Annotated in this window: 17 protein-coding genes; 10 read left to right on the forward strand and 7 right to left on the reverse strand. The window is 67.6% G+C overall.

What is annotated here, in order from left to right; translation table 11 throughout:
• Positions 1-22: 22 nt before the first annotated feature.
• Positions 23-1432, forward strand: a complete 1410-nt coding sequence (locus MK786_RS12105; RefSeq protein ID WP_241112499.1) for an aminomethyl transferase family protein — start codon at positions 23-25, stop codon at positions 1430-1432.
• A gap of 88 nt (positions 1433-1520) precedes the next feature.
• Positions 1521-2102 carry a PadR family transcriptional regulator gene (locus MK786_RS12110; RefSeq protein ID WP_241112500.1) on the forward strand — a complete coding sequence of 194 codons (582 nt, stop codon included), beginning with the start codon at positions 1521-1523 and terminating at the stop codon, positions 2100-2102.
• Between the two features lie 84 nt (positions 2103-2186).
• Here MK786_RS12110 and MK786_RS12115 read toward each other — a convergent pair whose 3' ends face one another.
• The 5 genes from MK786_RS12115 to MK786_RS12135 form a co-directional block, all read right to left on the reverse strand.
• Positions 2187-5057 (reverse strand): DUF6351 family protein, encoded by a 2871-nt coding sequence (locus tag MK786_RS12115; RefSeq protein ID WP_241112501.1) that lies wholly within the window; start codon positions 5055-5057, stop codon positions 2187-2189.
• 150 nt (positions 5058-5207) lie between these two features.
• Positions 5208-6083 (reverse strand): PaaX family transcriptional regulator C-terminal domain-containing protein, encoded by an 876-nt coding sequence (locus MK786_RS12120; protein WP_241112502.1) that lies wholly within the window; start codon positions 6081-6083, stop codon positions 5208-5210.
• A gap of 69 nt (positions 6084-6152) precedes the next feature.
• Positions 6153-7265 carry a 5-methyltetrahydropteroyltriglutamate--homocysteine S-methyltransferase gene (locus MK786_RS12125; protein WP_241112503.1) on the reverse strand — a complete coding sequence of 371 codons (1113 nt, stop codon included), beginning with the start codon at positions 7263-7265 and terminating at the stop codon, positions 6153-6155.
• Between the two features lie 79 nt (positions 7266-7344).
• Positions 7345-8970 carry an amidohydrolase gene (locus MK786_RS12130; protein ID WP_241112504.1) on the reverse strand — a complete coding sequence of 542 codons (1626 nt, stop codon included), beginning with the start codon at positions 8968-8970 and terminating at the stop codon, positions 7345-7347.
• Positions 8967-10439 carry an APC family permease gene (locus tag MK786_RS12135; protein WP_241112505.1) on the reverse strand — a complete coding sequence of 491 codons (1473 nt, stop codon included), beginning with the start codon at positions 10437-10439 and terminating at the stop codon, positions 8967-8969. Before MK786_RS12135 ends, MK786_RS12130 begins: the two co-directional genes overlap by 4 nt.
• Before the next feature lie 151 nt (positions 10440-10590).
• Here MK786_RS12135 and MK786_RS12140 point away from each other — a divergent pair, with 151 nt between their 5' ends.
• From MK786_RS12140 to MK786_RS12155, 4 genes are all read left to right on the forward strand, one after another.
• A complete protein-coding gene (locus MK786_RS12140; protein ID WP_241112506.1) occupies positions 10591-11601 on the forward strand; it encodes a LacI family DNA-binding transcriptional regulator in 1011 nt (336 codons plus the stop codon).
• Between the two features lie 7 nt (positions 11602-11608).
• The gene (locus MK786_RS12145) at positions 11609-12070 is read left to right on the forward strand and encodes a DUF3237 domain-containing protein (protein ID WP_241112507.1); all 462 of its coding nucleotides are present in this window, start codon (positions 11609-11611) and stop codon (positions 12068-12070) included.
• 188 nt (positions 12071-12258) lie between these two features.
• The gene (locus tag MK786_RS12150; RefSeq protein ID WP_241112508.1) at positions 12259-13683 is read left to right on the forward strand and encodes a hypothetical protein; all 1425 of its coding nucleotides are present in this window, start codon (positions 12259-12261) and stop codon (positions 13681-13683) included.
• 28 nt (positions 13684-13711) lie between these two features.
• Entirely contained in the window at positions 13712-13945 is a 234-nt protein-coding gene (locus MK786_RS12155; RefSeq protein ID WP_241112509.1) for a hypothetical protein, read from the forward strand.
• 10 nt (positions 13946-13955) lie between these two features.
• Here MK786_RS12155 and MK786_RS12160 read toward each other — a convergent pair whose 3' ends face one another.
• Positions 13956-16376 (reverse strand): LuxR C-terminal-related transcriptional regulator, encoded by a 2421-nt coding sequence (locus MK786_RS12160; RefSeq protein ID WP_308220040.1) that lies wholly within the window; start codon positions 16374-16376, stop codon positions 13956-13958.
• 834 nt (positions 16377-17210) lie between these two features.
• Between MK786_RS12160 and MK786_RS12165 the strand changes: the two genes are divergently transcribed.
• From MK786_RS12165 to MK786_RS12180, 4 genes are all read left to right on the forward strand, one after another.
• Positions 17211-17531: a TraR/DksA C4-type zinc finger protein gene (locus MK786_RS12165; RefSeq protein ID WP_241112511.1), complete on the forward strand. Its 321-nt coding sequence runs from the start codon at positions 17211-17213 to the stop codon at positions 17529-17531.
• Between the two features lie 221 nt (positions 17532-17752).
• Positions 17753-18493, forward strand: a complete 741-nt coding sequence (locus tag MK786_RS12170; RefSeq protein WP_241112708.1) for an SDR family NAD(P)-dependent oxidoreductase — start codon at positions 17753-17755, stop codon at positions 18491-18493.
• A gap of 136 nt (positions 18494-18629) precedes the next feature.
• Positions 18630-18923, forward strand: coding sequence for a hypothetical protein (locus MK786_RS12175; protein ID WP_241112512.1), 294 nt, complete (start codon positions 18630-18632; stop codon positions 18921-18923).
• Between the two features lie 167 nt (positions 18924-19090).
• The gene (locus tag MK786_RS12180) at positions 19091-19423 is read left to right on the forward strand and encodes a cupin domain-containing protein (RefSeq protein WP_241112513.1); all 333 of its coding nucleotides are present in this window, start codon (positions 19091-19093) and stop codon (positions 19421-19423) included.
• 486 nt (positions 19424-19909) lie between these two features.
• Here the strand turns inward: MK786_RS12180 and MK786_RS16375 are convergent, their stop codons facing one another.
• Positions 19910-20035, reverse strand: coding sequence for a hypothetical protein (locus MK786_RS16375; protein ID WP_277397549.1), 126 nt, complete (start codon positions 20033-20035; stop codon positions 19910-19912).
• Positions 20036-20134: the final 99 nt, after the last annotated feature.

Raw genomic sequence — 20134 nt, forward strand, 5'->3', positions numbered from 1 at the left:
CCAACGAACAGAGAGGTTCCTCATGGCTCAGAATCTGCAAGAGCTCATCGACGGGCGAAACCCGGTCGAGATGCTGCGCAACTCGCAGATCGGCTCGTACATCTATCCCGTGGTCCCGGCCGACTTCCAGAACTGGATCAAGGAGCAGCGGGCCTGGCGCGAGGCATCCGTCCTCTACGACCAGTCCCACCACATGGACAACGTGTTCCTGAAAGGCTCCGATGCCATCCGGCTGATCTCCGACACGGCGATCAACTCGGTGGCGACGTTCCCGGTGAACCGGGCCAAGCAGTACGTGCCGACGACGTCGTCGGGGCACGTCGTGGGCGACGGCATCCTGTTCCACGAAGCCGAAGACGAGTACGTCTACGTCGGCCGCGCCCCGGCGTCGAACTGGCTGATGTACCACGCCGAGACCGGGGGCTACGCGAACCTCGACGTGACCGTGGACCGCCGCTCGCCCTCGCGCCCCTACGGCGATGCCGTCGCCCGTCGGTACTACCGGTTCCAGATCCAGGGACCGACCGCGTGGCAGGTCATCGAGAAGCTCAACGGCGGGCCGCTCGAGCAGCTGAGGTTCTTCAGCATGTCGGAGATGCAGCTCGGCGGGGCGCGCGTGCGCACCCTGCGGCATGGCATGGCCGGCGCTCCGGGCCTCGAGATCTGGGGGCCGTACGAGCACCACCACCGCGTACGCGACCTCATCGTCGAGGCGGGCGCCGAGTTCGGCCTCGTGCCGGTGGGCTCGCGCGCGTATCCCTCGAACACCCTCGAGTCGGGCTGGATCCCGTCGCCGCTGCCGGCGATCTACTCGGGCGAGGCCGAGCGCGGCTACCGCGAGTGGCTCGGCACCGACAGCTATGAGGCGACGGGCACCCTCGCGGGCTCGTTCGTCTCGGACGACATCTCGGACTACTACCTGACGCCGTGGGAGCTCGGCTACGGATCGTTCGTCAAGTTCGACCACGACTTCATCGGGCGCGACGCGCTCGAGAAGATCGACCCGGCGACGCAGCGGCGAAAGGTGACTCTCGCCTGGAACGCGGAGGACGTCACGAAGATCTTCGCCTCGCTGTTCGATGTCGAGGGCGACAGCTACAAGTTCTTCGACCTTCCGCTGGCGAACTACGGGTCGGCGAACTACGACTCGGTGACGGACGCCGACGGCAGCGTCGTCGGCTTCTCGATGTTCACCGGGTACAGCGCCAACGAGAAGCGTGCGCTGTCGCTCGCGACGGTCGCCCCCGATGTCCCCGAGGGCGCCGAGGTGACGGTCGTGTGGGGCGAGCCCGACGGCGGCACGACGAAGGCCTCGGTCGAGCCGCACCGGCAGCTCGAGGTGCGGGCGGTCGTGTCGCCCGTGCCGTACTCGACCGTCGCACGCCAGACCTACCACGGCGGCTGGCGCACCGGGTACCGCGAGTCGGCCTGAGGCAGCCCCGGGCGCAGTCGATCAGAGGGGGTCCGTCCTGACGGGGCGGGCTCCCTCTGTCGGTACGCTCGGGGAGAGAGGAGCGCCCATGAGTCTGCGATACGCGCTGCTGGCGATCCTGCGGGTCGGCCCTCTGTCGGGCTACGACCTGCAGAAGCAGTTCCACCAGTCGGTCGGTCACGTGTGGCATGCTCCCGACTCGCAGATCTATCCCGAGCTGCGCAAGATGGAGCAGCTGGGTCTCGTCGAGGGCGAGGAGCAGGCCCGCGGGGAGCGCGGGACGCGGCGCCTGTATCACGTGACGGATGCCGGCGACCGGGCGTTCGTCGAGTGGATGGCCTCCCCGCTGGACTACCAGCGGGTGCGCGACCCCTCGCACCTGCGGGCCGCGTATCTGGAGACCACCACGCCCGAAGCCGCGCGCGCGTTCCTCGAGCGCCACATCGCACAGTGGGAGGGTGAGCTCGCCCAGTGGGAGCAGGAGCTCGAGCGCATCGACGCGGTCACGAACCCCATGCTGATCCGGCGCCTCGCCGTGACCGCCGATGCCGACCGCGAGCGCACCATCGCCTACAAGCGCTTCGCCTACGAGGGTCTCGTCGATCGTGCCCGCGGCGAGATCGCCTGGGCCCGGCGCGGCCTGGCTCTCGTCGACCGCGTCCACCCGTAGCGTCTTCGCGGCCCCCGATGACCCGCGCGCACAGCGGGGGCGAGCTCTCGACTGAGAGCCCGCCCCCTCGCGCGCACTGTCGGGTCAGCGCACCTTGACGCCGTGCCGCGATTCGAGGGTGACCGAGGGGTATCCCTCCTTCGTGCCCGTGACCGCGACAGTGATCTCGGTCCGGCGGTCGTCGCGCGTCAGCCGGTACGTCTGCTCGGTCGCGGCGGCGATCGGCTCCCCGTCGCGAAGCCACTGGTAGGTGAACGACGTGCCGGGCGTCCACAGCAGCGGCAGCGCGATGAGCTTCGCACCGACGACCGGCGAGCCGATGACGAGCGGCGGCGTCGCCAGCGCCGCCTTGAGCGTCGGCTCCGACGTCGACGAGACCGTCTGATACCCGCGCAGGCTGCCCGTCACCTGGACGGCGATCCGGTCGCCGATCATCGTCGCTCGCACCTGCAGGGTCGCCTTCGTCTCGCCGCGCAGCGGCTTGCCGTCAGCGAACCACTGGTAGGTGAGGCGGGCACCGGGGGTCCAGTCACCGGTCACGGCCTTCAGCCGCGCCCCGACGACGGGAGCGCCCTCGATCACCGGCACGGTCGCCAAGGCGACCCTGGCGGTGCCGCCCGACACGCGGCTGACTGCCACGAACCCTTCCGCGGCTGCTGTCACCCGCACCGAGATCGTCGCACCGACGAGCTCGATGCCCGGGGTGAACGTCGCGCCCGTCGCACCGTCGATGACCGCGGCGTCCGCGAGCCACTGGTAAGACAGCGTCGCGCCCGCCGTGGACGAAGCCGCCGAGGCCGTGAGCGGGGAACCGACCCGCGCCGATCCGGTGATCTTCGGGATCGACACATCGGCCGGGTCGGTGTCGCCGAAGTCGAGCCAGGTACCCTCGAGCTCCGCGTAGCCCTGCGGACGCTCGTCCCAGTCGCAGACGCCTGCCGGGAACGTCGCCAGCAGGCGCGCCCACTGCGCGTCGCTCAGCTCGGGGTAGTCGGTGCGCGCCGGCTCGGTCAGCTGACACTTCAGTCCGTCGGCGATGAGCGGCATGCCCGCCTCTGCCCGCGGCTGCGAGTGATAGGGGTACAGCGTGTTGCACGTACTCGTCGGGTCGTCGTAGTCGAGGGTCTCTTCGATGAACGCCATCTGGGAGTCGAAGCATCCGTCGGTCAGATCCGCCGGCCGCGCGGCGATGGTGCGCGCACGGTCCTCGGGCCCGCCGGCGGCCTGGATGGCGTCGAGCCACTGCTCGAGCTTGTCGAGAGCCTGAACGCGCATCTGGTTGGTGTTCGCGCCGATGTTGGCACCCGTCCAGTTGACGTGGGTGCCGGCGTCGCCGTAGGCGGCGAGCATCCGCTCCCGGATGATGGCCGAGCGGTAGCGCTCGTGGAAGTCGCCGGTCGGGTCGGTGTAGTTGCGGATCTCGATCACCGGCGTCCACCCGAGGCCACCCGTCATCATGTTGACGCGTCCGGTGGCGTAAGCCCGCTCGATCGCCTCGATGCTCGCCTCGGAGCGCTCGACGGTGCGGTTGCCGTCGATGCCCATGCCGCCGATCCGCTCGTTGAGCGAGACGAACTGCTCGGCGGTGATCGCACCGCTCTGCAGGGCGTTCCAGCCGTACTGCACGCCGACGTTGTCCGGCTCGACGCGCAGACCGCGGCCCTCGGCATCCGTCCCGTACACGTTCTTCACCATGTCGGCGATCGTGCAGCGCAGACCGTCGGGGTTGGTCGGCGACCAGCGATCGGCGACGGGGATCGCCGCCGCGCAGCCCCGGTTGGGGTCGTCGACGCCGTCGAAGAACGTGAAGCCGAAGCAGGTGCCGGGAACCGCGTGGCCGGTCACGGCGACCTTCTGCGCGTCCGTCCACCCCGCCCCCGCCGGCGAGTTCCAGTAGTTCAGCAGCCCTCGGCAGTCGTGGCCGCCGATCGTCGTCGAGCGCTCGTCGGGGTAGCCGATCTCGCCGAGGACGCCGTCGATGATGCCCGGGTAGTTGTTCGACAGCAGCAGCTGCTGCATCGTGCCGGCCGAACCGCCCGAGCCGATCGTGTACTCGACGCGGCCGAGCTGCTCGATGACATGCTCCTTGACCATCATCGCGGTCTCGGCGCTGGTGACGTCGTTGCAGTTCTGCGCGTAGACGTTGAGGGTGGCGGATGCCACGGCATAGCCGCGACTCAGGAACAGGTCGTTCTGCACACCGCCCGTGCTGGTGCCCTGCCAGTACCCGACGCCGCAGGCCCCGCCGAAGGTGTAGGCGAGCTTGCCGTTCCAGCCCGGGCCGGCCGCCCCTGGCGTCGGGTCTGCGGTGCCCGGAGCATGCAGCACGGCGGTCTCGTAGACGGCACGGTTGATGGTGCCGCGCTCGATGCGCACGATGTAGGGGACGGTCGCGCCGTCGACGGTGGTGGTGGCGAGGTTTCCGGGGGTGGATCCGTCGACGGGATAGTCCGCGAACTGGCCGGCGGTCGTGCGGTAGCGGTAGGTGACGACGGGCACCGCGACGTGGCAGTCTTCGTCGACCGCCCCGAGGTTCCAGGGTGCGGCACTGGCGGTGCAGTACATCGGATGCTGCGGACCCGAGAACACCGGACCGGTGACAGGGTGGTTCTCGATCTCTATGGAGGCCTGCACCTTCCCGCCGTGCTTGCGCACGACCTGGATCTCACTGACGCCGATCGGGAGTCCGTCGACCAGGCCCACGCGGGCTCCGTCGAGCGGCTGGAACGCGTCCGTCACCTCGACTCCGGCGGCGAAGATGCGGTCGTCGGGCTTCGCGCCGGCGACAGCGATCAGGGCGTCGCCCCCGGTCACGCTGTCGGCGCGCCCCGACAGCACGTCGATCGACACCCGCGGCGCGGCCGCGGCCGCCACCGGCACGAGCAGCCCTGCGATGAGCGCGCCGGCTGCGGCTGACACCCCTAGCGCGAGCACGTTCCTCCTGAACCTGTTCATCTCACCCTCCGTAGACACCGTTGTCTCGAGCGTCGGCTGCGTCGCCGTCACGGGCCCAGAGTAGAACTTGCGGTGACGATCGGCAAGAAAACTTCCAGTATTGATCGGGCAGCGTCGGGCATCGGCTCCCGGACGCCGGAGCGGGGCGCGTCAGAGGCGCAGCCGGCGAACGGTCACCCGCTCGGCGAGCTCGATCGAGATGGGGGTGATCTCTGCGCGGACGCGCTGCTCGGCGGGCGCGCCCATCGCGTTGTAGTGACCGACCCACTGTCTGCGGGTGGCGGTGCGAGGCCAATCCTCGGGGACGAGTTCCCGCGGAATCGCGTTGTCGAGAAGGCGGAACGCCTGCCAGCGCAGCATGAGGCGGGTGCGCTCGGCAAGGGCAGCCGAGGGTGTCGCGGACTCATCGACCGCGGCGACTGCCGCGGCGAAAGAGCGATACTCCTCGGCGATCGAGGCAAGATCCCACGCGGCCTGCGGCCCGCCGGCGATCGAGGTCTCGACGCTCGCGCGCATCGAGGTCACGTCCCTCACATCGAGCTCGCGCAGCTGGGTCATCGCGTCGGCGGCGTGATTGCGGGGCGAGATCCACAGCCCGTCGTACAGCGGCATGAAGCCCAGCCAGCGCAGGCGAGACCGGGCGAGGTGGCGCACCGCCCGTTGCGACTCGGGGATCGAGAAGGCGAGCACGCTCCACAGGCCGTCCCACGGCTGTTCCTCGACGCCGAACGAGTCGAGCCACGCGGCCTCCTCGTCGACGATCGCGGACGCGCGCTCGGTCAGCCGATGGGCGGTCCGACGCCCGCTCCGCTCCGCCGAGAGCAGCCCGTTGCGCACCATCCGCGTCAGCGTGGCGCGCGCCGCCGCCTCTTTCAGGCCCAGGTCGCCGAGCACCGCGACGAGCGCGCCGGTCGGAAAGGCCTCGTCGACGTGCCACCAGTAATCGCCGAAGAGCGTCAGCACCTGCCGCACGGGCGAGGCGCGCCGGATGCCCTTGCCCGCCGGCTGCTCGTCGACCCCGGTCATGGTGTTCATCATCCCAGGCCGCACCGACCGCTCGCGCCCGGATTCAGCGGCTGGATTCAGTTGCTCGATTCAGCGCCAGACGTCGGCGGCGATGTCGACGACCTCGCGCACCTTCGCCCACTGCTCCTCTTCGGTGAGGAGGTTGCCCTCCTCCGTCGAGGCGAACCCGCACTGCGGGCTGAGGGCGAGCTGGTCGAGCGGGGCGAACGCGGATGCCTCGTCGATGCGCTGCTTGACGGCATCGACGTCTTCCAGGTCGCCGGTCTTCGACGTGATGAGCCCCAGCACGACCGTCTTGTCGCCCTCGGGGAGGAACCGCAGCGGCTCGAACCCGCCGGCCCGCTCGCTGTCGTACTCGAGGAAATAGCCGTCGTAGCGTGTGTTGCCGAGGAGCTGCTCGGCGACCGGCTCGTACCCACCCGACGAGATCCAGGTGGAGCGGAAGTTGCCGCGGCAGACGTGGGTGGTCACGACGAGGTCGTCGGGCTTGCCCTCGAGGATGCGGTTGAGGATGCCGGCATACCGCTCGGCGATGCCGTCGGTGCGGATGCCGCGCTCCCGCGCCTTCTCGAGCTCGACCGCCGAGCAGAGGTACGCCCACGCGGTGTCATCGAACTGCAGGTAGCGGGCACCGGCGTCATAGAACGCGGCGAGGGCGCGGCGGTACGCCTCGACCAGGTCGTCGACGATATCGTCCCGCCCGTCATACGCCGACGCGGCGATGTGGTCGGGCTCGAGGCGGAAGTCGAGCACAGTCGGCGCGGGGATGCTGAACTTCGGCACAGCTCCCGTGGTGCGCTCGAGCACGTCCTTGAGCGAGCGGAAGTGGTCGAGGAACGGATGGGTGTCGCTGAAGCCGATCTTGCCGGTGACCTCGATGCCGTGAGGCTTGGTCTGGACTCCCTGGAACTGGATGCCGTGGTCGAGCTCGACGATCTCCACCCCGTCGAGGAAGCCGAAGAAGTCGAAGTGCCACCACGCGCGCCGGAACTCGCCGTCCGTCGCGAGCGCCAGCCCGGCGTCGGCCTCGCGTGCCACCAGTTCGGTGATCGCCGTGTCTTCCGCGATGCGCAGAGCCTCGGCGTCGATGTCACCGGCGGCGAATCGTCGGCGGGCGGCAGCGAGTTCGGCCGGGCGGAGGAAGCTGCCGACGACATCGGCGCGGAATGGGGGCGTGGACACCCCGCGAGCGTAACCGAACCCTCCCGGCATAGGGAAACGCCTCCGTCAAACGCCGCAATCATCGCCGGCGACTCGCCGCTCAGGACACGTCGGCGTCCACGACGATTCGACCGCCGACGACGGTCAGCAGGACAGCAGCCTCGCCGAGGCTTTCGGGCGCGACCACGCGCGGGTCGCGATCGAGCACGGTGATGTCCGCCGGAGAGCCGACCGCGAGCACACCGCCGATTCGCCCGATCGATCGATAGGGCTCAACGGTCAGTCCCCGCAGCGCCTCCATCGCGTCGAGCGCCTGGTCCGGATTGACCGGCACCGCGTGCGGATCGTCGTGCGGACGGCGCAGCTGGGCATCAGCCAGGATGCCGACCGCATCACTCGGAGCGACCGGCCAGTCCGACCCCAAGGCGAGAGGGATCCCCGCGCGCACGAGGTCGCGGGTGCGGAAGCCTCTCCCCGCGCGCTCCTCCCCCAGTCTTCGCGACCAGTTGTCGCTCCCGTCCGCCCGCGTGAAGAGCGTGCAGTGCGTGGGTTGCATGCTCGCGGTTGCGCGGGACGACACGAACACCTCGAGTGCGGCATCCGTCATCGTCTCGATGTGCTCGACGCGGTGCGTCGCCCTGGGATCGGCCAATCCGTCGATGGCGCGCACGACGAAGTCGATCCCTGCGTCGCCGATCGCGTGGGTAGTGGTCGGGATTCCGCGGCGGTCCAGTTCCGTGAGTGCGTGGCGGTATTGCTCGGGATCGAGCCACAGCGATGCCGTGGACTCGCCGAGGCAGTCCGGTTCATGCAGCCAGGCCGTTCCGTTGTCGACCGTGCCGTCGATCATGAGCTTGACGCCCTCCACGATCCAGCGGCGCCCGCGCATGCCCTGCATCTCGGCCAGGCGCGAGACCTCTTCCAGCGGCGCCCCCGGCACGTACCAGGGAGACATCCGCAACCGGATCGGAAGGTCGCGCGTCGCCTCTATCGTCTGCAGGAGCTGGATCGCGTCTGGGGCGAGGTCCTGGACCTGCCCCGAGGTGAACCCTGCGCGCGCCATGTGCAGGAGCACGTCGTAGAGCGCCTCGGCTCGCTGGTCGAAGCTGAGCTCTGGCAGGGTCGCCTCGACGAGGTGGATTGCCTGCATCTCGAGGAGGTAGCCCGTCGGTGCGCCCGAGGCGTCTGTGACGACACGAGACCCATCGGTGAACTCTTCGGTGCCTGTGACACCCGAGCCTTCGAGCGCTGCCGAGGAAGCCAGCGCGGCGTGCGCGTCGAAGAAGCGGATGAAGGCGCGGCGGTCACCCGCGACCTCGTCCAGAACCGCGTTCGAGACGGGTGCTTCACCGAACACGTTCGGGTCGAGCCCCCAGCCGAGGAGCCAGTCTTCCGCCCCCAGCCCGGCTGCCTCCGCCCGCAACGACGCCTCGACGTCTGCGAGCGTCCGGCAGCGACTGAGGTCGGCCCCGCGGGTCAGATCGATGCCGAACACCGGGTGGATATGGCTGTCGACGAATCCCGGCAGGATGGCGGCATCCGCCAGCTCGATGACTCGCGTTCCCTCTGCGATGTAGGTCTGGAGGGTGCTCCTGTCGCCGAGCGCGACCACCTCGCCGGCGCGGATGGCCAGGCCCTCGGCATCCGCTGCGGTCGCCGCTTCGGGTGCCATCGTCACGACGGCCCCGCCGAACAGCACGAGATCGGCCGCGAGCGCGTGGCTCACCGGACCTTCTCCGCCTCGGCCAGGACGGCTTCCGGATCGGCGCCGCCGATCCGCGCGAACACCTCTGGCTTGCGGCTGCGGAGGAAGACGGCGTACGCCGCGCCGGCGATCAGCACGACGGGGACCACGGCGAGGATGACCGCGTTGATGGCGGGCCCCGCGGCCGTCAGGTAGTCGATCGTGATGACCAGCACGGTGAGCAGAACGGCCATCGCCACGAGCGAGAAGATCGCGGCAGGCAGCACGTACCAGCGCCGTGGGAGATCCCGGTTTCGCAGGATGAAGCGAAGCACCGAGATCGACGCGAGAAGCTGCAGGGTGATGATGCCGTACACGCCGGGCGAGTTGACCAGGATGACGAGCTGCGTGAGCGGGTCGAGGCCGGCGACGCCGAAGGCGATCACGACGGCGATGGCGACGATGCTCTGGATCAGCCCGGCGAGCCAGGGCGCGCCCATCCGGTTGGTGCGGTTGAAGAAGGCGGGGAGGATGCCGTCGCGCGAGAGCGCGAAACTGTAGCGGTTGATCGCGTTGTGGAACGCGAGCTGGCCCGCGAAGATGCTCGAGACGATCAGCACGAACATCACCGAGACACCCCACTCGCCCACGTACGCCCCCATCGCGGTGAAGAAGAAGGCCGCCGGATCCTGGGCGATGACTCCCTGCACCTCGCTGTCGCCGAACGCCTGGATCACCAGCCACAGGGTGGCGGTGTAGAAGATCGCGAGGAAGGCGACGGCGATGTAGGTCGCGCGCGGGATCGATCGATCGGGCTCCCGGGTCTCGCTGCGGTAGAGCACGGTGGACTCGAAGCCCATGAAGGCGGCGAAGCCGAACCCGAGGATGGCGAACATGCTCGGGGTGAAGATGTTCTCCGGAGCGAACGTTCCGAACTCCAGCTGACCGGCCCGCTGGCTGAGGATCGCCACGGCGAGCACGACGAGCAGGGCCGTCTCGAGCACCAGCAGCACGCCCAGGACCTTCGCTCCGACATCCACCCCGACCGCCGCAAGGCCGAACACCAGCACCGCGCCGATCACGGCAAGCACCCACCACTGCACCTCGATGCCGAACACCACGGCGAACATCCCCTGCGCCATCACGCCGAACAAACCCCACAGGCCGATCTGCAGCAGGTTGTAGGACACCCAGGCGAGGAAGCCCGCGGCGAGCCCGATGACTCTGCCGAGTCCCACCGAGATGTACGTGTAGAAGCCGCCCATGGGTTTGAGGTTTCGCGCCATGAACAGGAAGCCGATGGCGAACACAGCCAGGACGATTCCGGCGACGGCGTAGACGACGGGCGCCGAGACGCCGCCGATCAGAACGGCGAGGGGTCCGATGCCGGCGAGCACGCTCAGCGGAGCCGCCGCCGAGACGACGAGGAAGACGACTCCCCACGTGCCGAGCGCGGCCTTCTTCAGCGTTCCGGTCGGCTCCTCCTTGAGGAGGCTCGAGTCCAACGTCATGGCTAACTCCTTCGTCGGGTAATCGACCCTGCCGACTACATCGTCGGCATGTCTTGGAGGAGAGTGTGCCCTACGCAGCGGGTGATGCGCAATCGATTGTGCAATATTGATGGCAAGATGATCCCCCTAGGATCGGCCGGAGGAGGTACCGATGCCATCGACGCGACCGGCGACTCTGCAGGACGTAGCCGATCTGTCCGGTGTCTCGCGCGGAACCGCCTCACGCGCGCTGACCGGCGGCGGACGGGTCTCCGCCGAAACGCGGTCCCGCGTCATGGAGGCCGCATCGAGGCTTCACTATTCGACCAACAGCGGCGCCCGCAACCTGCGCCGAGCCCGCGCGGGATCGATCGGACTGTGGCTGCCCGGCGGCATGAACTTCATGGAGTACTACATGAACTTCGCGGTCGGCGTCGTCGAGAGCACGAAGGACAGGGAGCTCACGGTCACGCTCGTCCCGGCCGACTTTCCGGCCGCGAAGGCGGGTAGTCTCCACGTCGATGGCTTCGTGATGGCCGACGTGATCGAGGGTGACGAGCTTGCGCGCGCGATCCTCGAGACCGGTCGACCCGTCGTGGTCTCGGAACCGGTGCCACCCGGAATGCCCGAGCCGACCGCGGTCGTGGCCGGGGACCACCGCACAGCGATGTATCAGCTGCTCGACCTGCTGCGCGCCGGGGGAGCGACGTCGATCGCGGTCATCAATCCGCCCGCGAATCAGATGTGGGTGCGTGTCGCGGCGTCCGCGGCCGCGACCTGGGCGACCGAGAACGACGTCGCTGTCACGTTCGTGGACCTTGCGGGGTTGCCATCGGCCGACGAACTCCATCGGACCGTGCAGGGGCTTCACACGCGGCATCCGGACATCGACGCGATCATCTGTCTCCCCGAAGGCCTCGGTGTCGGCATTCTCTCGATCCTGCGAGAGCTGGGGCACTCCGTTCCGGATGACATCCAGCTCGTCTCGTACACCGACAGTCCGGCGCTGCCGATCGTGCAGCCGCCCATCTCGGCGCTGGACTTGAGAGCCGGAGACGCCGGCAGGCTGGCCGGCGAACTGCTGATCTCTCTCCTCCATGGCAACGATGTGGCCGAGCACACGGTCGAGTCGTTCGATCTGATCTACCGCGAACGCTCGTCTACTCGCCCGCTCGGGAAGTAGGTACGCCATGTCGCCGCTCCCTCCGGTGCCCGCACTCGAGCGCGCCTTCGAGGTCGTCGCAGAACTCGGCGCCCTCGAGGATCACGGGATGACGCGCGTCGGTCATCGCCGGATCATCCCGGTGACCGGCGGCACGATCACCGGGGAGTTCAAGGGGGTCATCCTCGCCGGCGGCGCGGACTGGCAGACCGTGCGCGCCGACGGCTCCATCGAGATCGACGGTCGCTACAGTGCGCGCTCCCACGACGGCGAACTGCTCTACATCCGCGCGCGAGGCGTACGAAGTGGCGACCCGGCCGTGCTCGAGTCGCTCCTCCGCGGCGACGACGTCGCTCCCGACGACTACTACTTCCGGGCGGCTCTCACCCTCGAATCGGCGACAAGACCCGAGTTCGAGAGCGCCATGTACGTCGCGTCTTACATTCGTGAAGCGCACCGCGTGCGCTACGTCGCCTACCGCGTGACGTGAGCGTGAGGACCGCCGTCGCTGCGAGGGTGAGCGACATCACCACGATGTGCGTGGCACCGCAGAACCCCCGGCCAAGTCGTCTCCGCAGGCGCAGATAGGGCATTTGCCCGATGCGGCTTCGTCCTCCCAGGATCACCATCGACTACATCCGGAACGCCATGCCCGGAACGAGTTGATGGAAGGGTGCCATGACGATTCATGCGGTCGACGAAACCACAGAGCTGGACCAGCGGCTGTTCATGCCCTGGCAGAAAGGGTTCAAGCTCGGCGGCGGATACGACTTCCTCGCAGGCAAGCCCATGCAGTCTGCCTTGTCGGCGGTCGACAGTTCACCGTCGACGCTCAGCGGGCGCAAGTTGTACGTACGCTACGTGCGCTCTCAGGAAGACTTCGAGCGGGAGGTCAAAGGCTCGTTGAAAGCCTCGGGCGAGGCGGACGGCGTGCAGATGAGCGCCAGCGTGAGCTTCCTGAGCAACGCGAAGTACTCGAGCACGCAGGAGACGCTCCTGATCTCGTGGTACAGCGATCAGGATGACTTCGATGAGGTCAAGAACCCCGCGCTCTCGACCGCAGCATCACAGCTGCTTGCCGGCGGCATCGACACGTTCCGAGCCCAGTACGGCGACTACTTCATCAGCGGAGGACTCCGTCACGCCGAGTTCCATGCGATGTATGTTCTCAGCGCGCACGACTCGAGCAGCCTGGTCAAGGTGGAAGCCGCAGTGCAGGCCAAAGGCGGGGACATCTTCTCCGTGGACGGCAGTGCGGCTTTCACGCAGACGGCGGCGACGTCCGGGGTGAGCATCATGGTGTTCGCCGAGCACACGTCGGCGAAGGAAAGCGCAACCGCACCGAAGACGCTCCGCGGCAAGGACGTCCAGAGCAGCCTGACCCCCACGGCGGTGGGCGAGCTCTTCGAATGGTTCAAGCAGAACGCAGCAGGAGGATACGTCGTCGCCGAGCTGACTCATCTGAGTGTTCTCGTGCCGACCTTCCCTCGCGAGATCAAGGTTCCGCCGACCACGCTGGTGAACCTCTCCGACCTGACGACGACGCTCGCGAACTGCCGGCGACTGCACACGTCCTTGCCCGCGCACTATCGAGCGCAGTTCGACAAGGAGCTCAACGGTATCGAAGCGCTGGCGGGCTCGGAGCGGCAGAAGCTCTGGCGGAATCCTGGAGCCCTGACCGGTCCCCTCGACAGCGCGGAAAAGCTCGAGGCCAAGATGCAGGCGATCGTGGACTTCTTCGACAACGTTGCACACCTGCGAGGACACACGAACCAGCTCACGGGACGTGACGGGGGCGCAATCGGGATCGGTGAGCACGGCGACACGACGAAGGTTCCCGAGGGTGTCGAGGTGCACACGACCACCCTGTCGGCGCGTGGGACGGCTGTATCCGGAAATATCACGAGGAGTTGCGAGTGGAGTCAGCCCAACCTTCGAATCGTCCACGCGAGCGTCTCATCCGGCTGGCCGCGTGATCAGCGGGGTACCTGCAAGCACGTCAACGGCGACGTCGGCACGGGCTACCTGGCGGCCGGCTTCGAGGCGGACTTCGACAGGGGCATGAGCTGGTCGGTCGAGATCAAGTACGTGGACTTCGACTGACCGCGGAGCATCAGGAAAGGAAGCGGACATGGGACAGTACGTGCGAGGAGTGGCCATCCAGCAGATGAGGAACGGGGTCTGGACTCAGGTCGCCGCCGGCTTGTCCGGCGACGACGAGCTCACGCAGCTCTCACTGCAGTCGAACGGCGGCTGGCTGCCTGGGCTGTCGGTGAATCAGCAGTACCGGATCGACTTCGGCGGCGGCGTGACCAGAGTCATGACGTTCATCGATGGCACGGGTGGCACCCTGACATTCCGCTGATCAGTCAGCGTCAGGGCGCGTCCACGAGGCCATGGCGGATTGCGAACGCCGTGGCCTCGGTGCGGCCCCGGACGCCGAGCTTGCGGTAGATCGCGACCGAGTGGTGCATCACGGTCTTCGCAGAGACGCTCAGCCGGCTCCCGATCTCCTTGTTCCGCAGGCCCGCCGCCAGGAGCGCCAGCACTTCCCTCTCTCGCGGTGTGATCGGCGGAGCAGCCTCTGCTGGTTGCGGCGCAGTCGAGGCGACCTTGGCGCTGAGCCAGGCAGTTGCCTGATTCGCGGCATCCACCATCGAGACTGTGCTCCCTTCGGCCAGCAGCCGCAGGAATGTCTCTTCGCCGAGACCGGCGCGAAGTCTGTCGAGGATGCCACGGAAGAACTGCTCTGTCACCGGAGTCATTGAGCGGTCGAGGCGATCCTGGTCGGCCTGGACCACGCCGAATATCCGTGCGGCGAACGGCTCGTCGCCGAGTATCGCGGCGATGAGAGCTGCGTGGAGGAGCGAAAGGCTCATGAGAATCGTCCACCCTCGCCGGGTGGACAGCGCGAGGCGCGCCAGGCACCACCGCGCGGCTTCAGCCGGCCGACCGCTGAGAATCGCTTCCCAGCTGAGCACCGCGAGAAGGAAGGTCTCGACGGTCAGGTCGTGCGCGACACGCGCGAGGTCGAGGGCTTGCTCCAGGCTCGGCACGGGCACGTCAGGATCATGAGAACCGGCAGGAAGCGTGCGAAGGAGCCCGGTGGCTCCGGCGATCGCATGAGCGTCACCGATCCGCTTGCCACGCTGCAGGCCGCTGATGGCCAAGGCCGCGGCGTCGTCGATCCCACCTCTCGAGTACGCGATGATGCCGCCCCAGACCTCGAATCGGGCCAGCCATGCCTGCGCGCCGACGAAGCGGGCGATCTGCACCCCCTCCTCCGCTGCGCGTGCCGCGATCGTCGGATCCGCAGTGGTCCCGATGCTGCTGACAGCAATCAATCGCGCCTGCAGACCCAGGAACGGCCAGGATGCATCATCCACCAGCTCGATACCGCGCCGCAGCCGCTCGTCCACCAGCTCGCGCTGCGCGCTTCCCTCCGGGGAGCGCGCGAGGCAATTCGCCGCCCACAGCCACACGGCCGCCTGCTGTCGGCGGTGTAGACGGTCGACAGCCCCCGACGCGATGATGCGGTCGAGAATCACTCCGACCGTCGAGCCTTCGGTGAAGTCTCCGATGACGGCAGCGGAATCCGTCGCGAACTCCGCTGCCGAATCGATATCTGCCGCCGCTTCGGACCGCAACGCGTCCGCCACGTCCGAGCGAAGCACCCGAGCGTGGTCGGTGGCGGGAGAGTCGCTCGCCGATGAGGCCGCCTCCGCCGCCTCGTGCACCAGTTCGCGAAGATACGTGAGACGGCGCGCCTCGACCGCGTCCGCATCGGCGGAAACCTCCCGACCGAATGCGCGAACCATCGGCAGCATTCGGAAGATCAGCTCTCCCGGCTCCTCGTGCATAGGCTCGACCAGCCTCAGCTCGACGAGCACGTCGATATCGTCCAGAGTCTCAAGGAGCCTCCGGCCGGAGACGCGCGCGGCAGCTTCGAGCGGGAACGGACCCCGGAACCGAGAAAGGGCGAGCAGCAGCGCATCCTGCGATGTCGTGAGGATCGCTCGGTTCGCAGTCAGCGCCGCACGGATACCGACGACGCCGGCGGTTGCCCGCGGGCTCAGAATGTCGAGCGCCACACCCGATGAGGAATCCTCCGCCAGTCGGCGGACCAGTTCGCGAGGTGGCAGCAGTCGAGCGCGAGCTGCGGCAAGTTCGATCGCCAACGGCAGACCGCCGAGCTGGCGACAGATCTCCGCAACCGACGCGGCTGTGGCGCCATCCAGCGTGAACTGGGGGTCCGCCTCACCGGCACGATCGGTGAACAGGCGCACGGCCGGACTGCGAAGGATCTCGGCGAGCGGGGCGCCGACAGCAGGGACGGCAAGCGACCGCAGGGCGATGCGCTCCGCGGGCGCGTTCAGGGGCAGTGTCGAAGCCACGATCAGTGTGAGCTCGGGACACATCCGCAGCAGCTCCAGGAGCGACGCGTCGACGGTGCAGGAATCGGCGTGATCCACAGCGAGAACCCGTGCACCTCCGCCCATGAGGCTGGCCAGAGTGCGCGGAATGGTCCGCTCAGCGCCACTCCGCGCCGCCTCCGCAGGCGCGCCGAGGGCACGGGCAACCTCATCCAGCAGGCGCGACGCGGGCGGGGACTCGCTGAGATCCACCGTCCACACGTTCGCCTGCCTCGCCTCGGTGGCCAGCAGCTCCGCGAGCAGTGCGCTCTTGCCCACGCCACCCGTACCGGACAACGACACGATTCGAGCGCCGCTTCGCGATATCAACCCGCGAAGCTGCAGAAGCTCGGCGCCACGACCTATGAGTGCCACCAATGCCACCTCCCCGGCGACGCATACGGCGGGGGAGCGCGATGAGTGTCACTTCCCGGCGAGGGTGACGAGCGCTCACGCCCGATGCGCATCAGCGTAGAGGACGTGCTCGGAATGAGGGAGCGGTACAGCTGTGCGGGTTCGCTGTGCATGCACGGATCCGTATGGGAGAGCTCGGCTGGGCCACGAGCACTCGACGGCGCCGATGAGACGGGTCACGCTGTCACGGTCGCCGCCCACACATTGCGGAAGATGCCTCATTGAGGCTCTGCTGCTCGCGTGGCAGGAATGGCGCAAGTCGTGGCAGAGGCAAGTGAAAATCCTACTTGACCACGACTGTTCTATGCGGAGACGTGGGATTTGAACCCTCGGTCCCCGTCGTGTCGCCGACAGCACCGCTGCGGGGTTCACCCCCGGACGGTCCTTGGCGAGTTCTTCGATCCGCTCCGCGACCAGGTCCATGCCGGTTCGCGAGTCCACGAGCAGGGCGGTCACAGCGGTGTCGACGCCTCAAGCGCTCTGCCCTCACCATAGCCAGCCGCTCGGTAGACGCCTTTCGCGACCACTTGCCTTTTCTACGGCCTCGGCTATGGTGTGGGCCATGACCCGGATCCTCAGCCTTGTCCCCTCGGAGCGTCGTTTCGACGCCTCCGTGGTGACGTGCGCTGCGGACATCGCCGGTGCCCGGCACGAGGTTCTTCCGCCCCGGCGTGCCGCGGCAGGTGGTCGGCTGATCCGTGCCACCTCGCGCGCTGCACCCCCGTAAACCCCCTTCCCCCGAAGGGGTATCCGGTCAATCAGCGCGTCGCATCTGCGGCGCGTTTCTCATTTCTAGGAGCCGTCATGACGCACACTTCCCACGCCGCCCAAGACCCGAACGTGGACACCATCCGCCAGCAGCTCGAGCAGCATCTGCAGGAACGACTCGACACTCTCGGCCAACTCATCCCCTGCCCGCTGCCCAGCGTCGACCCGGTCGGCTACCAGACCGTGGCATCCAACCGTCTGGTTGTCGAACAGATCAGCGCGGCATTGAATCGGCTGGATGCCGGCACCTACGGCCGCTGCACTCGATGCGGCGGTCAGATCGCTTCTGGACGCCTCGCCGTGCTGCCGCACGCTGCCGCCTGTATCGAATGCCAGAGCCATGCCGACGCCGCATAACACCAGGCATCCCGCGACGTATCGCCGCCTCACGAACCGGACCCGAACCCGGACACGGGCCCGGACCCGCGACGATGACGGCGGCGGCGCACAGCTCAGAGAGACGCGACCGTGGAGGCGCAATATCCATTTACCCGAATATGAATACTGATTGGGGCGTTGTTCATGGCAGATGCAGAACCCGGCCTGGGTTCGATCCACAGACGTGAGGAGTGAACGAGATGACGAACAGATTCGATGGCCGTGTGGCTCTGGTTACCGGCGGTGCGAGCGGCATCGGCAAGGCGACAGCGCTGCGAATCGCCTCGGAAGGCGGTGCAGTGGCAATCGCCGATGTGCAGGAGCAGGCCGGCAACGATGTGGTCTCCGAGATCGAGCGGAGCGGCGGCAAGGCTGCCTTCGTGCGCCTCGATGTAACCAGCGAGCAGGATTGGGCTGATGCGGTCGAGGCCGTGGTGTCGACGCTCGGGAAACTCGACATCCTGATCAACAATGCCGGGATCGGCGACACCGAGGCGCTCGAGGTCACCAGTCTGGACACGTGGAACAAGGTCGTCGCCGTCACCCAGACAAGCGTCTTCCTGGGCATGAAGGCTGCAGCCGGCGCGCTCAAGGCCAGTGGCAACGGCGCCGTCGTGAACATCAGCTCGATGTACGGCATCGTCGGATCCGGGGTCAGCCCGGCGTATCACGCCGCCAAGGGCGCGGTGCGCCTCCTGACCAAGACCACCGCCCTCGGCTGGGCGAAGGAAGGCGTGCGCGTCAACTCCGTCCACCCCGGCTTCATCGACACCCCGATCCTGGGCGATACCGACCGCGACATGCTGATCGCCGGCACACCGATGGGCCGGCTCGGACGAGCAGACGAGATGGCGGCGCTCATCGCCTTCGTCGCCAGCGACGACGCGAGCTTCGCAACCGGCTCCGAGTTCGTCGCGGACGGCGGCGTCACAGCCGGCTGAGTTCAGCCTGTCCGGCGATGTGGATGATGCAGTCCGCATCTGGAGGGCCAGCCGCCGATTCCCCCGAGGTAGTGCGACCCCGATTCGGGGCCGCACTACCTGAACGTGACGAAGGCGTCACAGAAACGAGGTCGACATGACACACATCATGTACGGACACATAGAAGCTGCCCGCGTCGACGATGACTGCTGGCGTCTCTGCGACGGCACACTCCCTGAGAACGATCCACGGGTCATCGCACTCGCAGAGCTGAAGGACGACCACGTGACAGTCCTCTGGCTGCGGAAGCGGAACAAGCGAAGCACGTTAGCCACCTTCGAGCAGGCACTCCGCGCCGCCGAGAAGATCATCCACGACGCGGAGCACAGGCGCCCATCGCGCCCGGTCCCGATCCCGCACTTCCCGCCCCTCCGGCGCGCTGTCGGATGAGTGCGCTTCGAGGGGTGATGGCGGCACCCGTTTGCGGGCGGAGAGCGAACCCGATCGCCGTTCAATCGACGCTGATCGAATCGGATGCTGGACGCAACCGTATTCTGTTGCACGGGCGCTGATCACAGCAGCTCATCGACCCCGAGCCTCGGGACGGAACACCGCGCATGCAGAAGACATCACTGACAGCACTCGCACGGCACGAACTCGACCATGCAGTGGGAGCATCCAGTGGCAGGAGCACCAAGACAGTGTTCGGTGGCCACCAGCACCAACTCCGTCAAACGCTGATCGCCCTCCGGGCCGGCGAGGAACTGTCAGAACACGAGAACCCCGGGGAGGCGACGCTGCAGGTACTCCAAGGACGGGTTCTTCTCAAGGCCGGCGAGGTGTCCTGGAACGGATCAGCGGGAGACCTCATGACGGTTCCCGACGGACTCCACTCATTGGACGCCGTCGAAGACTCCGTCGTCCTTCTCACGGTCGTCAAGATCCGCTGAAGAGATATTGACGCAGGCTACTTCGCCTCACGCTCGTCGTCGATGATCGGCGGCGGACCATTGGGATCGAAGGTGCCCCCTCGTCCACCCAATCCGCAATCTCGGCGGCTTCTTCACTTGTCACCGGCCGAGGCCGTGGAAGAGCGCCTTCATGACTCACCCCGCTTTACCGGGGGTTTTTCGGCGGAGACGGAGGGATTTGAACTCCGGCCTCCGGACATTTCGCGGGCGAGGTTCACTGTGCACACGCACGATTGCGCGGATCTCGAGGTTTCGTCGATTGCCCGCGATGTGCGTGATCGGTCTCAAGTCTTCCCAAATCGTTCCCACGCGGGGACCGGACGGCATCACCGATCTACGGACGAGGAGCAGGCTGCGCTCCTCTGGTTGATAGGTGCGCACCGCTCTCGAGGTTCCTCATGAACTCGTCTGATTTCTGCTGGAGGAACGCGCAGAGCCTGGCAAGCTTTGTCATCTCGACGGCGATCATCTGACCGCGACGGCTCCGAGCCGGACGTAGTCCACGCGGGGTTCGAAGGTCACCGTCCACTCCTCGCCGGGCTGAGTCGGCGGCTCGATATAGATCTCGGTCGGCGAGTTCGGCAGCCGCATCCCGACAAGGCCTGTGTCAGCGCCGCCATCGCCATCCTGAGGGATTACCCGGATGTCGCTCGCGCCCGCTGAGTTCTGCTGTTCGAACTAGACAGCGAC

This window comes from Microbacterium sp. CFH 31415 (genome assembly GCF_022538185.1).
Taxonomy (GTDB): Bacteria; Actinomycetota; Actinomycetes; order Actinomycetales; family Microbacteriaceae; genus Microbacterium.

Excerpts from the sequence above, each read along its gene's own strand:
- MK786_RS12170 (WP_241112708.1), top strand. The coding sequence starts at position 17,753 with ATGACGAACAGATTCGATGGCCGTGTGGCTCTGGTTACCGGCGGTGCG.
- MK786_RS12140 (WP_241112506.1), top strand. The coding sequence starts at position 10,591 with ATGCCATCGACGCGACCGGCGACTCTGCAGGACGTAGCCGATCTGTCC.
- MK786_RS12105 (WP_241112499.1), top strand. The coding sequence starts at position 23 with ATGGCTCAGAATCTGCAAGAGCTCATCGACGGGCGAAACCCGGTCGAG.
- MK786_RS12115 (WP_241112501.1), bottom strand. The coding sequence starts at position 5,057 with ATGAACAGGTTCAGGAGGAACGTGCTCGCGCTAGGGGTGTCAGCCGCA.
- MK786_RS16375 (WP_277397549.1), bottom strand. The coding sequence starts at position 20,035 with ATGCGGCTGCCGAACTCGCCGACCGAGATCTATATCGAGCCGCCGACT.
- MK786_RS12175 (WP_241112512.1), top strand. The coding sequence starts at position 18,630 with ATGACACACATCATGTACGGACACATAGAAGCTGCCCGCGTCGACGAT.
- MK786_RS12180 (WP_241112513.1), top strand. The coding sequence starts at position 19,091 with ATGCAGAAGACATCACTGACAGCACTCGCACGGCACGAACTCGACCAT.
- MK786_RS12165 (WP_241112511.1), top strand. The coding sequence starts at position 17,211 with ATGACGCACACTTCCCACGCCGCCCAAGACCCGAACGTGGACACCATC.
- MK786_RS12150 (WP_241112508.1), top strand. The coding sequence starts at position 12,259 with ATGACGATTCATGCGGTCGACGAAACCACAGAGCTGGACCAGCGGCTG.
- MK786_RS12145 (WP_241112507.1), top strand. The coding sequence starts at position 11,609 with ATGTCGCCGCTCCCTCCGGTGCCCGCACTCGAGCGCGCCTTCGAGGTC.
- MK786_RS12110 (WP_241112500.1), top strand. The coding sequence starts at position 1,521 with ATGAGTCTGCGATACGCGCTGCTGGCGATCCTGCGGGTCGGCCCTCTG.
- MK786_RS12135 (WP_241112505.1), bottom strand. The coding sequence starts at position 10,439 with ATGACGTTGGACTCGAGCCTCCTCAAGGAGGAGCCGACCGGAACGCTG.
- MK786_RS12120 (WP_241112502.1), bottom strand. The coding sequence starts at position 6,083 with ATGACCGGGGTCGACGAGCAGCCGGCGGGCAAGGGCATCCGGCGCGCC.
- MK786_RS12155 (WP_241112509.1), top strand. The coding sequence starts at position 13,712 with ATGGGACAGTACGTGCGAGGAGTGGCCATCCAGCAGATGAGGAACGGG.